A 12,488-nucleotide genomic window follows, 5' to 3' on the forward strand; every position below is an offset into this window, starting at 1 on the left:
GCATGCAGCGGGCGCCTTCTCTCAGATGTGGCGAACTTCGACAATCTCGTACTCGATAACGCCGCCAGGCGTTTTCACGGCAACTACATCGCCCTCTTCCTTGGCAATCAAGGCGCGGGCCAATGGCGAACCCACCGAAATCTTGCCGAGTTTGAAGTCCGCCTCATCCTCACCCACGATGTGGTAAGTGACGCGGTCATCAGTCTCGACATTGGCGATTTCAACGGTGGTACCGAAAATCACTTTGCCGGTGTGTGGAATGCTCGTGACATCGATGATGACCTGGTTCTGAATCCGGCCTTCGATGTCACGAATCCGCGCCTCGACCATCCCCTGCTGCTCGCGGGCAGCGTGGTATTCGGCGTTTTCCTTCAAGTCACCCAGTTCGCGGGCCGTACCGATGTCCTGGCTGAGCTTCGGACGGACGACCTTGGTCAGGTGAGCGTGTTCTTCTTCCAGGGCTTTGGCGCCCTGGACGGTCATTGGGTATTTGATCATGCCTTCAATCCTGCGTGTAGATCCTGCAAGCGGCGCACGGTCTTCTCGGGACCGAACTTCAGCGCTTCGCAAATAGCTTCGCCAGCAGCAATGGTGGTGGTGCAGTAGATCTTGTGCTGCAAGGCATTACGACGAATGGAGTACGAATCGGCGATCGACTGACGGCCTTCGGTGGTGTTGATGATCAAGGTGACTTCGTCGTTCTTGATCATGTCGACCACGTGCGGGCGACCTTCGGTCACCTTGTTCACGCGACGCACTTTCAGGCCTGCAGCTTCGATCAGCCTGGCAGTGCCGGCAGTAGCGACCACGTCGAAGCCCAAGTTGATCAGATCACGGGCCACGCCTGCAACCAGTGGCTTGTCGTCGTCACGTACGCTGATGAACGCGGTACCGCCGGTCGGCAACACTTCGCTGGCGCCCATCTGGGCCTTGGCGAATGCTTCACCGAAGGTGTCGCCCACGCCCATCACTTCACCGGTGGACTTCATCTCAGGGCCCAGGATCGGGTCCACGCCAGGGAATTTGGCGAATGGGAACACCGCCTCTTTCACACTGTAGAAGTTCGGGATGATTTCCTTGGTGAAGCCGATTTCCTTCAGGGTTTTACCGGCCATCACGCGAGCGGCGATCATGGCCAGGGAAACACCGATGCACTTGGACACGAACGGTACGGTCCGGGAAGCGCGCGGGTTGACTTCGATGACGTAGATGTCTTCGCCTTGCAGCGCCAACTGCACGTTCATCAGGCCGACCACGCCCAGCTCCAGGGCCATTTTCTTGACCTGTTCGCGCATCTCGTCCTGGATGTGCGCAGGCAGCGAATACGGCGGCAGGGAGCACGCGGAGTCACCGGAGTGAACGCCGGCCTGCTCGATGTGCTGCATGATTGCGCCGATCACCACGTCGGTGCCGTCGCAGACCGCATCCACGTCCATTTCGATGGCGCAATTGAGGAAGTGGTCAAGCAGCACCGGGCTGTCGTTGGACACTTTCACTGCATCGCGCAGGTAGCGCTTGAGTTCTTCTTCTTCGTAGACGATTTCCATCGCACGACCGCCCAGTACGTAGGACGGACGCACCACCAGCGGGTAGCCGATCTTGCTGGCGGCACGAATCGCTTCGTCTTCGCTGCGCACGGTAGCGTTTGGCGGCTGACGCAGGTTCAGGCGCTCGACCATCTGCTGGAAGCGCTCACGGTCTTCGGCACGGTCGATGGCGTCAGGGCTGGTGCCGATGATCGGCACGCCGGCTTCTTCCAGGGCACGGGCCAGTTTCAGCGGAGTCTGGCCGCCGTACTGGACGATCACGCCTTTTGGCTTCTCGACGCGGCAGATTTCCAGCACGTCTTCCAGGGTCACTGGCTCGAAGTACAGGCGATCGGAGGTGTCGTAGTCGGTGGAAACGGTTTCCGGGTTGCAGTTGACCATGATGGTCTCGTAACCGTCTTCGCGCAGGGCCAATGCCGCATGGACGCAGCAGTAGTCGAACTCGATGCCCTGGCCGATACGGTTGGGACCGCCGCCGAGAATCATGATCTTGTCGCGGCCCGACGGCGCGGCTTCGCACTCTTCCTCGTAAGTCGAGTACATGTAAGCGGTGTCGGTGGCGAACTCGGCCGCGCAGGTGTCAACGCGCTTGTAGACCGGGTACACCTCGAGCTTGTGACGGTGGCGACGCAGTGCCTTCTCGGTCACGCCCAGCAACTTGGCCAGACGCATGTCGGAGAAACCTTTGCGCTTGAGCTTGAACATCAGGTCGCGGTCGATGCTGGCCAGACCCAGGGTCTTGACCTTCTCTTCTTCCTTGATCAGATCTTCGATCTGCACCAGGAACCACGGGTCGATCATGTTCATGCCGAAGATGTCTTCGACCGACAGGCCGGCGCGGAAGGCGTCAGCCACGTACCAGATGCGCTCGGCACCCGGCACGGTCAGTTCGCGCTTGAGGACGCTCATGCTTTCCGGGTTGCTCAGGTCGAGCTTCTCGTCCAGGCCGCAAACGCCTACTTCCAGGCCGCGCAGGGCTTTCTGCAGGGATTCCTGGAAGGTCCGGCCGATGGCCATGACTTCACCGACCGACTTCATTTGCGTGGTCAGGCGCGCGTCGGCTTTCGGGAATTTCTCGAAGGCGAAGCGTGGCAGCTTGGTGACGACGTAGTCGATCGACGGCTCGAAGGATGCAGGAGTAGCGCCGCCGGTGATTTCGTTTTGCAGCTCGTCCAGGGTGTAGCCGATCGCCAGCTTGGCAGCGATACGCGCAATCGGGAAACCAGTGGCTTTCGAGGCCAGTGCCGAAGAGCGGGATACACGCGGGTTCATCTCGATCACGACCATACGGCCAGTGTCCGGGCAGATGCCAAACTGAACGTTGGAGCCGCCGGTTTCCACGCCGATCTCACGCAGTACCGCCAACGAGGCGTTACGCATGATCTGGTATTCCTTGTCCGTCAGGGTTTGTGCCGGAGCAACGGTGATCGAGTCACCGGTGTGCACGCCCATCGGGTCAAAGTTTTCGATCGAGCAAACGATGATGCAGTTGTCCTTCTTATCGCGGACAACCTCCATCTCGTACTCTTTCCAGCCGATCAGCGATTCGTCGATCAGCAGCTCTTTGGTCGGCGACAAATCCAGGCCGCGGGCGCAGATTTCTTCGAACTCTTCACGGTTGTAAGCGATACCGCCACCCGTGCCGCCCATGGTGAAGGACGGACGAATGATGCACGGGAAGCCGAGCTTTTCGAGAACGGCGTTGGCCTCTTCCATGCTGTGGGCGATACCCGAACGCGGGCAGTCCAGGCCGATGGATTTCATCGCCTTGTCGAAGCGCGAACGGTCTTCAGCCTTGTCGATGGTGTCGGCATTGGCGCCGATCATCTCTACGCCGAACTTCTCCAGGACGCCTTCGCGCTCCAGATCCAGTGCGCAGTTCAGAGCAGTCTGGCCGCCCATTGTCGGCAGCAGCGCGTCCGGGCGCTCTTTCTCGATGATCTTGGCCACGGTCTGCCACTTGATCGGCTCGATGTACGTGGCGTCAGCCATGTCCGGGTCGGTCATGATGGTGGCCGGGTTGGAGTTCACCAGGATGACGCGGTAACCCTCCTCGCGCAGGGCTTTGCAGGCCTGGGCGCCGGAGTAGTCGAATTCGCAGGCCTGGCCGATCACGATCGGGCCAGCGCCGAGAATCAGGATGCTTTTAATGTCTGTACGTTTTGGCATGGGTTGTCACTCAAATCCGCAGGTCAGTCGGCAAGCCGTCTTGTTCAATCTTTGAAGGCCCGAGGGGGTCACCGGTGTCGGGACCGCCCTCAAGCCCTGCTCCATCAAGGCGAGCGATCAGCGTCGCTTGGCCATTTCGTTGATGAAGCGATCGAACAATGGCGCTACGTCGTTCGGGCCAGGGCTGGCTTCAGGGTGACCCTGGAAGCTGAAGGCGCTCTTGTCGGTCAGCTCGATGCCTTGCAGGGTGCCGTCGAACAGCGATTTGTGGATCGCGCGGACGTTGCCTGGCAGGGTGGTCTCATCTACCGCGAAGCCGTGGTTCTGGCTGGTGATCATCACCACACCGCTGTCCAGGTCCTGGACCGGGTGGTTGGCACCGTGGTGGCCGTGGCCCATTTTCAGGGTCTTGGCGCCGGCGGCCAGGGCCAGCAGTTGGTGACCGAGGCAGATGCCGAACACCGGGATGTCGGTTTGCAGCACGTCCTTGATCGCCTGGATCGCGTAATCACAAGGCTCGGGGTCACCAGGACCGTTCGACAGGAACACGCCATCAGGGTTGAGCGCCAAGGCTTCAGCGGCGGGCGTTTGCGCCGGCACCACGGTCACGCGGCAACCGCGCTCGACCAGCATGCGCAGGATGTTCAGCTTGACGCCGTAGTCGTAGGCAACCACGTGGTATGGCAGCTCGGAGGCTTCGATGGTCGCGTGGCTGTCGGTTTTCAGATCCCAGACAGTCGAGCGCCATTCGTATTGCTTCTTGGTGCTGACGACTTTCGCCAGGTCCATGCCTTTCAGGCCAGGGAACTCTCGCGCCGCGGCAATGGCCGCTTCTTCGGAAATGTTGTCACCGGCCATGATGCAGCCGTTCTGCGCGCCTTTCTCACGCAGGATGCGCGTCAGGCGGCGGGTGTCGATACCGGCGATTGCCACCACATTGTTGGCTTTCAGGTAGTCGGACAGCGACAGCTTGTTGCGCCAGTTGCTCGCGACCAGCGGCAGGTCACGGATGACCAGGCCAGCGGACCAGACACGATCGGACTCGGCATCTTCCGGTGTGGTGCCGGTATTGCCGATGTGCGGGTAAGTCAGGGTAACGATCTGTTGGGCGTAGGAAGGATCGGTAAGGATTTCCTGATAGCCGGTCATGGCGGTGTTGAACACCACCTCACCAACGGTCTGACCGTCGGTTCCAATGGCTTCGCCGCGAAAAATGCTGCCATCAGCAAGGGCGAGTATGGCTGGCTTAGTCAAGAAGACCTCCCGTAAATAAAGCCTGAAAGGGCGATCGCAGGTTGTAAAAAAGCGGAGTGACGTATGGACACGTCACCCCGCTTCTTCACCGAATAATTCTGCGCGCTTTTAGTGGACACACTAAAGCTGTAGCTTACAGAAAAAGGCATTTTTGGTCTACCGCCAATGAGCCCTAAAGGCCGGAGAATGCGACAGGACGTCGCTTGGCGGGATAAAACCGGGTCCAAACACTGGGTTCGAACCCGATTTCGGGCGCATCTTAGCGCAGATCGAGCACGTCTTGCATGTCATAAAGGCCTGGCTCACGCTTGTCCAGCCACAACGCCGCACGAACCGCGCCCTTGGCGAAGGTCATGCGACTGGAAGCCTTGTGCGTGATCTCGACACGCTCACCGTCGGCGGCGAAGAGCACGGTGTGATCCCCCACGATGTCACCGGCACGCACCGTGGCGAAGCCGATGGTGTCGCGAGCACGGGCGCCGGTCTGGCCTTCACGACCGTAAACCGCCACCTTCTTCAAATCACGACCCAGCGCATCGGCAATCACTTCACCCATTCGCACGGCAGTACCGGACGGCGCATCGACTTTATGCCGATGGTGGGCTTCAGTGATTTCGATATCGACGTCATCACCCAACACCCGGGCAGCGGTGTCGAGCAGCTTCAGGCACAGATTGACACCAACGCTGAAGTTGGCGGCGAAGACGATCGGAATATCCTTGCCCGCCTCGGCCAGCAGCTGTTTCTCTTCAACGCTGAAACCGGTGGTGCCGATGATCATCGCCTTGTGATGCTTGCGGCAGAACGCAAGATTCTTCAGGGTCACAGTCGGGTGCGTGAAGTCGATCAGCACGTCGAACTCGTCAGCCACCCGATCCAGATCACCGGACAATGGCACACCGATACGACCCAGCGCCGCCAACTCACCGGCATCCGCGCCGACCAGCGAACTGTCGGGGCGATCGATGGCAGCCGTCAGACCGGCGCCAGGCGTCTGCTGCACGGCTTCGATCAGGGTTTTGCCCATGCGCCCGGCGGCGCCCATCACTGCAATACGTCGCATGCCTGTCTCCTTACAAATCGCCGAAGAAGCGCTTTACGCCTTCGAACCAGCCGGTGGTTTTTGGCGAATGACTGTTATCGTCCGCCAGCGAGCTGCGGAATTCCTCCAGCAATTCGCGCTGGCGACGACCCAGATTGACCGGGGTTTCGACCGCCACACGACACATCAGGTCACCGGCACCGCCACCACGCACTGGCGCAACGCCTTTGCCGCGGACACGGAACTGCTTGCCGGTCTGGGTGCCTTCGGGAATCTTCAGTTTGACCCGGCCATCGAGGGTCGGAATCTCCAGCTCGCCACCCAGCGCCGCATCGACAAAGCTGATCGGCACTTCGCAGAACAGGTGCTTGCCGTCGCGCTGGAAGATCGCGTGCTCGCGCACATTGATCACCACGTACAGGTCGCCGGTCGGACCACCCTGGGCACCCGCCTCGCCTTCGCCGGACAGGCGAATGCGGTCACCGGTATCAACGCCGGCCGGCACTTTCACCGAGAGCGTCTTGTACTCTTCGACACGACCTTCGCCGCGGCAGGAATCGCACGGATCGGAAATGATCTTGCCCTGGCCATGGCAACGCGGGCAGGTCTGCTGCACCGAGAAGAAGCCCTGCTGCATGCGAACCTGGCCGATACCGCCGCAGGTCGGGCACGTGACAGGCGAAGAGCCCTTCTTGGCCCCCGAGCCGTCGCACGGCTTGCAGTTGACCAGTGTCGGAACGCGGATATTCACGGTGGTACCGCGCACCGCCTCTTCCAGGTTCAGCTCCAGGGTGTAGCGCAGGTCGCTGCCACGCTGGGCGCCGCCACGGGCACCGCCGCGACCGCCACCGAAGAAGTCACTGAACACATCACCAAAGATGTCGGAGAAGTTCTGGCCGCCAAACCCGGCACCGCCGCCACCCATGCTCGGATCGACACCGGCATGGCCGTACTGGTCGTACGCCGCGCGCTTGCTGGAGTCGGACAGCACTTCGTAGGCCTCGTTGGCCTCCTTGAACATCTCTTCCGACGATTTATCATCGGGATTACGGTCCGGGTGGTGCTTCATCGCCAGGCGACGGTAGGCCTTTTTCAGGTCCGCTTCGCTTGAGCCGCGCTCAACACCCAATACTTCGTAATAGTCACGCTTTGCCATAAGTCTTTGCACTCTTAAGGACGTTCGGCAAACCCCTCCTGAGCCTCGCCAAACTCGTTGAGCCCCAATACAGGCCCGGACCCAACTCACGTCAATTCAACGATCCTGGTCTTTGATTCAAATCGGTACTTTCGGCTCGAAAAGCAGGAGCATTTCCGGCCATACCCTCAGCATCCGAGCAGTTGTCGCATGCTGTAAAAATTCGCTAACTCCAGACACGCCAACGCGGGAGCAAGCTCCCGCGCGGCGACATCCTACCAGTCACCGCCTGAAGGCAGTCAACCGGGCGACCAACAACTTACTTGTGGTCTTTGACTTCTTCGAACTCAGCGTCCACGACGTCGTCGGCTTTTTGAGCTTTTTCGTCGTTTGGTGCAGCGCCTTCAGCAGGCTGAGCCTGTTCGGCGTACATTTTCTGAGCCACTGGCGCGGAGACTTTGGACAGCTCTTCAACCTTGGCGTCGATCGCCGCCTTGTCGTCGCCTTTGATGGCGGCTTCCAGGGCAACGACTGCAGCTTCGATTGCAGTCTTCTCTTCAGCGCTCACTTTGTCGCCGGCATCAGCGACCATTTTGCGCGTCGAGTGAACCAGGGCGTCGCCTTGGTTGCGGGCGCTGGCCAGCTCTTCGAACTTGCGGTCTTCTTCGGCGTTCACTTCAGCGTCACGAACCATCTGCTGAATTTCTTCCTCGGACAGACCGGAGTTGGCCTTGATCACGATCGACTGAGTCTTGCCGGTGGCTTTGTCTTTCGCGCCGACGTGCAGGATGCCGTTGGCGTCGATGTCGAAGGTCACTTCGATTTGTGGCACGCCACGTGGTGCTGGTGGAATCTCGGCCAGGTCGAACTTGCCCAGGGACTTGTTCTGTGCGGCTTGCTTGCGCTCGCCCTGCAGCACGTGAATGGTCACTGCGCCCTGGTTGTCATCGGCGGTCGAGAACACTTGCGATTTCTTGGTAGGAATCGTGGTGTTTTTCTCGATCAGCGCAGTCATCACGCCGCCCATGGTTTCGATACCCAGGGTCAGCGGGCTGACGTCGAGCAGCAGAACGTCTTTCACGTCACCGGCCAATACGGCGCCCTGGATGGCAGCACCCATGGCAACGGCTTCGTCAGGGTTGACGTCTTTACGGGCTTCTTTACCGAAGAAATCGGTGACCAGCTTCTGAACCAGTGGCATACGGGTCTGACCGCCGACCAGGATCACGTCGTTGATCGCGCCAACCTCGATACCGGCGTCTTTCATCGCGATGCGGCAAGGCTCGATGGTGCGTTGAACCAGGTCTTCAACCAGTGCTTCCAGCTTGGAGCGCGAGATCTTCACGTTCAAGTGCTTTGGACCGGTAGCGTCTGCAGTGATGTACGGCAGGTTCACGTCGGTCGACTGGCTCGAGGACAGTTCGATCTTGGCTTTTTCAGCCGCTTCTTTCAGACGCTGCATCGCCAGCGGGTCACCTTTGAGGTTCATCCCGCTTTCTTTCTTGAATTCGTCGACGAGGTAGTCGATCAGACGAATGTCGAAGTCTTCACCACCCAGGAAGGTGTCGCCGTTGGTGGCCAACACTTCGAACTGGTGCTCGCCATCGACTTCAGCGATTTCGATCACGGAAACGTCGAACGTACCGCCACCCAGGTCGTAAACGATTACGGTGTGATCGCCCTTGGCCTTGTCCATACCGTAAGCCAGCGCGGCTGCGGTCGGTTCGTTGATGATACGTTTAACGTCCAGGCCCGCGATGCGACCGGCGTCTTTAGTAGCTTGACGCTGGCTGTCGTTGAAGTAGGCCGGAACGGTGATCACCGCTTCGGTCACTGGCTCGCCGAGGTAGTCTTCGGCGGTCTTCTTCATTTTCTTCAGGATTTCAGCCGAGATTTGTGGCGGCGCCATTTTCTGGCCGTTCACTTCAACCCAGGCGTCGCTGTTGTCAGCCTTGACGATCTTGTAAGGGACCATCTGGATGTCTTTCTGCACGACTTCTTCGTCGAAACGACGACCGATCAAACGCTTCACCGCGTACAGGGTGTTGTGCGGATTGGTCACTGCCTGACGCTTGGCCGACTGGCCAACCAGGATTTCGCCATCGTTGGCATACGCCACGATCGAAGGGGTGGTACGCGCGCCTTCGGCGTTTTCGATGACTTTGGCTTTGCCGTTTTCAAGAATGGAGACGCAGGAGTTGGTAGTCCCCAGGTCGATACCGATAATTTTGCCCATGTTCACTCTCCCGAAATTTTGGATTTGGATGCCGCAGCAGTGGTGGCTAACTGCGGTAGCACTTAAACGCTTGACTTCTAAATGGGGGCCTTGCGGCTAATTTCAAGCCTGCTCGTCAATCGAAGGCGCAACTGGCGCACTGGCCTTGCTGACCACGACCATGGCCGGGCGCAGCAGACGACCGTTGAGCTGATAGCCCTTCTGGAACACCTTGAGCACGCTGTTCGGCTCGACATCGGCGCTTTCCTGCATGGCCATGGCCTGATGCTGGGATGCATTGAAGGGCTCGCCTTCAGGGTCGATCACTTCCAGCTGATAACGCTTCAGGGTGTCCTGGAACATTTTCAGGGTCAGTTCGATCCCTTCGCGCATCGGACGAATGTTTTCGTCGTCCGGGCTGGACAACTCCAGGCCACGCTCGAGGCTGTCGATGATCGGCAGCAGGTCGCCGGCGAACTTCTCCAGGGCGAACTTGTGAGCCTTCTCTACATCCTGCTCGGCGCGACGGCGGACGTTCTGCAGATCAGCCGCTACACGCAAAGCCTGATCATGGGCGCCAGCCAATTGCTCTTCGAGCACTTGCACACGAGCCGCCAGCTCATCACCCTCCTGGGCAGCTTGATCGGCGTCTAGATTTTGCGTATCCACTGTCTGTTCGTCAGCCATAGATTTCTCCTTTCAATATCGTCCGCGAGCTCAACTCGCGCTTCTGTCCCGGTATATGGGGCCGCAAAATCGAGCTTCAAGGGCCGCTTGTTGATTAACCCTACAAAAAACAGCTGCATTGTCATTCCCTGGCGCACTAAGGATTTCGTCGGATCAAGCAAATCGAGCTAAGAAGGGGCATTGTCAGCTCGATTAAAAACACTGTATAAATAACCAGACCTAAAGCCTGGGAGCGGCCTTTATGCTGGTGCACCTGTCCGTACACAACTACGCCATCGTTGAACATCTCGATCTCGAACTCGATCGCGGGATGAGCGTGATCACAGGGGAAACGGGCGCCGGCAAGTCGATCATGCTCGACGCGCTGGGCCTGACCCTGGGCGATCGCGCCGACAGCGGTGTGGTCCGCCCCGGTGCCGACAAGGCCGACATCCTGGCCACCTTCGACCTGGTCGACATCCCGGAAGCCAGCGCCTGGCTGGCCGAGCGCGACCTGGAGAGCGACGGCCCGTGCATCCTGCGTCGGGTGATCACTGCCGAAGGGCGCTCCCGCGGCTATATCAACGGCACGCCCTGCCCGCTTGGCGACCTCAAGGCCCTGGGCGAGTTGCTGATCGACATCCACAGCCAGCACGAACACCAATCCTTGCTCAAGACTGACACCCATCGCCGCCTGCTCGACGAGTACGCCGGCGCAACGGACCTGGCACGTCAGGTGCAACTGGCCGCCCAACGCTGGCGCCAGACCCGCCAGGAACTGGATCGCCTTTCCAACTCCGGCGACGAGCAACGCGCCCGCCATCAGCTGCTCAGCTATCAGCTCGAGGAGCTGGAAAATCTCGGCCTCGGTGAAAACGAGCTGGAGCAGCTTGAGCATGAGCACAAGAACCTGACCAATGCCGAAACCTTGCTGGGCATCTGCCGGCAAGTGGTCGAACAATGCAGCGAAAGTGATTCCGGTAATGTCCTGAATGCGCTCACCGCCAGCCTCAACCGCCTGTCGAGCGTGAACAATTCGATCGGCGCCCTGGGCGAAGCCAGCAGCCTGCTGACCAGTGCGCAGATCCAGGTCGAGGAAGCCGTGGGCGAACTGAATCGCTTCCTTGATAATTTCGACGCCGACCCGGCGCGCCTTCAATATCTGGAAGAACGTCTGGACGCGATTTACACCATGGCGCGCAAACATCGCATTCAACCGACCGAGGTCGCCGAGATGCAACAGCGCCTGCTGGATGAAATCGAGACCCTGAACGCCAACGACGAATCCATCGAACGACTGAGCGATGAACTGGCGTCCTACGCCCGTCATTATCAGGAGAAAGCCCGGGAACTGAGCGACCTGCGCCATCAAGCCTCAAGCAGCCTGGCGAGCGCCGTGGAGCAGGAAATCCAGCGACTGGGCATGCCGGGCGGGCGCTTCACCATCGAACTGCGCCCTAACAGCAGCGATGAGTTACTGCCCAATGGTCTCGAACAGGTAGAACTGCTGGTGAGTGCCAACCCGGGGCAGCCGCTCAAAGCCCTGGCGAAGGTGGCCTCCGGTGGCGAGCTGTCACGAATCAGCCTGGCGATTCAGGTCATCACCGCGCAAACCTCGCGCGTACCGACCCTGGTCTTCGACGAAGTGGACGTGGGGATTGGCGGCCCAACTGCCGAAATTGTCGGCCAGTTGCTACGTCGTCTCGGCGAACGCGGGCAGGTGCTGACAGTGACCCACTTGCCGCAGGTAGCGGCGCAAGGTCACCAGCATCTATTTGTGCACAAGGTGCGCGGCGAGGACGCAACCCGTACGGCCGTCTCCAAGCTGAACAAGAATGATCGTGTCGAAGAAGTGGCGCGAATGCTGGGCGGCATCGATCTGACCAAGGAATCCTTGGCTCACGCCAAGAAGATGGTGATTACCGCAAAAACCTGACAACGTCAGACAGCACGAAGGCGACCCTGGGGTCGCCTTCGTTCGTTTCGCGAACCTCAAGTTCGCGCGACATGCTTACTTTTTCTTGCGCACGTACAGTACAAGGTTGTGGTCAACCATCTCGAAGCCATACTTGTCGACGATTGCCTTCTGCAGTCGCTCAATTTCTTCATCGAAGAATTCGATCACTTCGCTGGTCTCGACATTGACCATATGGTCGTGATGCTTGCCGTCATCCAGCTCGAAGACCGCATGGCCTCCGTCGAAGTTGTGCCGCACCACAAGGCCAGCTGCCTCGAATTGGGTAAGGACACGGTAAACCGTGGCCAGACCGACGTCCTCACCAGCTTCCATCAGCGCCTTGTAGACGTCCTCGGCGCTCATGTGGCGTTGCGCGGCGGAGTCGAGCATTTGCAGAATCTTGACCCGTGGAAGGGTCACTTTGAGGCCGGCTTTGCGTAGTTCGCTATTTTCAACCATGGTCAGCTTTCTCGCGATGCTGCTTCGCAGCTTCTCTTAATGCG

The 12,488-nt window shown here is 59.4% G+C and carries 9 protein-coding genes; 1 reads left to right on the top strand and 8 read right to left on the bottom strand.

What is annotated here, in order from left to right; genetic code table 11:
• Positions 1–21 precede the first annotated feature (21 nt).
• From greA to grpE, 7 genes are all read right to left on the bottom strand, one after another.
• On the bottom strand, positions 22–498 hold the full coding sequence (gene greA / locus PMA3_RS25555) for a transcription elongation factor GreA (RefSeq protein ID WP_064679792.1): 477 nt from the start codon (positions 496–498) through the stop codon (positions 22–24).
• Positions 495–3,716 carry a carbamoyl-phosphate synthase large subunit gene (carB, locus tag PMA3_RS25560; RefSeq protein ID WP_064679793.1) on the bottom strand — a complete coding sequence of 1,074 codons (3,222 nt, stop codon included), beginning with the start codon at positions 3,714–3,716 and terminating at the stop codon, positions 495–497. The genes greA and carB overlap by 4 nt, the downstream gene beginning before the upstream one ends.
• Before the next feature lie 117 nt (positions 3,717–3,833).
• On the bottom strand, positions 3,834–4,970 hold the full coding sequence (gene carA, locus PMA3_RS25565) for a glutamine-hydrolyzing carbamoyl-phosphate synthase small subunit (protein WP_064679794.1): 1,137 nt from the start codon (positions 4,968–4,970) through the stop codon (positions 3,834–3,836).
• Positions 4,971–5,229: 259 nt separating this feature from the next.
• Positions 5,230–6,033, bottom strand: a complete 804-nt coding sequence (gene dapB, locus PMA3_RS25570; protein ID WP_064679795.1) for a 4-hydroxy-tetrahydrodipicolinate reductase — start codon at positions 6,031–6,033, stop codon at positions 5,230–5,232.
• A 10-nt stretch (positions 6,034–6,043) separates the two neighbouring features.
• On the bottom strand, positions 6,044–7,168 hold the full coding sequence (gene dnaJ, locus PMA3_RS25575; RefSeq protein ID WP_064679796.1) for a molecular chaperone DnaJ: 1,125 nt from the start codon (positions 7,166–7,168) through the stop codon (positions 6,044–6,046).
• 298 nt (positions 7,169–7,466) lie between these two features.
• A complete protein-coding gene (gene dnaK, locus PMA3_RS25580; protein WP_064679797.1) occupies positions 7,467–9,383 on the bottom strand; it encodes a molecular chaperone DnaK in 1,917 nt (638 codons plus the stop codon).
• A gap of 102 nt (positions 9,384–9,485) precedes the next feature.
• Complete coding sequence (gene grpE / locus PMA3_RS25585; protein ID WP_064679798.1) at positions 9,486–10,049, bottom strand: nucleotide exchange factor GrpE; 564 nt, start codon at positions 10,047–10,049, stop codon at positions 9,486–9,488.
• Positions 10,050–10,290: 241 nt separating this feature from the next.
• On the opposite strand from grpE, the gene recN reads away from it, so the two are divergent.
• Entirely contained in the window at positions 10,291–11,964 is a 1,674-nt protein-coding gene (gene recN / locus PMA3_RS25590; RefSeq protein WP_064679799.1) for a DNA repair protein RecN, read from the top strand.
• A gap of 75 nt (positions 11,965–12,039) precedes the next feature.
• Here recN and fur read toward each other — a convergent pair whose 3' ends face one another.
• Positions 12,040–12,444: a ferric iron uptake transcriptional regulator gene (gene fur / locus PMA3_RS25595; RefSeq protein ID WP_064679800.1), complete on the bottom strand. Its 405-nt coding sequence runs from the start codon at positions 12,442–12,444 to the stop codon at positions 12,040–12,042.
• Positions 12,445–12,488: the final 44 nt, after the last annotated feature.

The organism is Pseudomonas silesiensis, from assembly GCF_001661075.1.
Lineage (GTDB): Bacteria > Pseudomonadota > Gammaproteobacteria > Pseudomonadales > Pseudomonadaceae > Aquipseudomonas > Aquipseudomonas silesiensis.

Coding starts and splice junctions, on each gene's coding strand:
- greA (WP_064679792.1), bottom strand. CDS start 498: ATGATCAAATACCCAATGACCGTCCAGGGCGCCAAAGCCCTGGAAGAA.
- carB (WP_064679793.1), bottom strand. CDS start 3,716: ATGCCAAAACGTACAGACATTAAAAGCATCCTGATTCTCGGCGCTGGC.
- dapB (WP_064679795.1), bottom strand. CDS start 6,033: ATGCGACGTATTGCAGTGATGGGCGCCGCCGGGCGCATGGGCAAAACC.
- dnaJ (WP_064679796.1), bottom strand. CDS start 7,168: ATGGCAAAGCGTGACTATTACGAAGTATTGGGTGTTGAGCGCGGCTCA.
- dnaK (WP_064679797.1), bottom strand. CDS start 9,383: ATGGGCAAAATTATCGGTATCGACCTGGGGACTACCAACTCCTGCGTC.
- grpE (WP_064679798.1), bottom strand. CDS start 10,049: ATGGCTGACGAACAGACAGTGGATACGCAAAATCTAGACGCCGATCAA.
- recN (WP_064679799.1), top strand. CDS start 10,291: ATGCTGGTGCACCTGTCCGTACACAACTACGCCATCGTTGAACATCTC.
- fur (WP_064679800.1), bottom strand. CDS start 12,444: ATGGTTGAAAATAGCGAACTACGCAAAGCCGGCCTCAAAGTGACCCTT.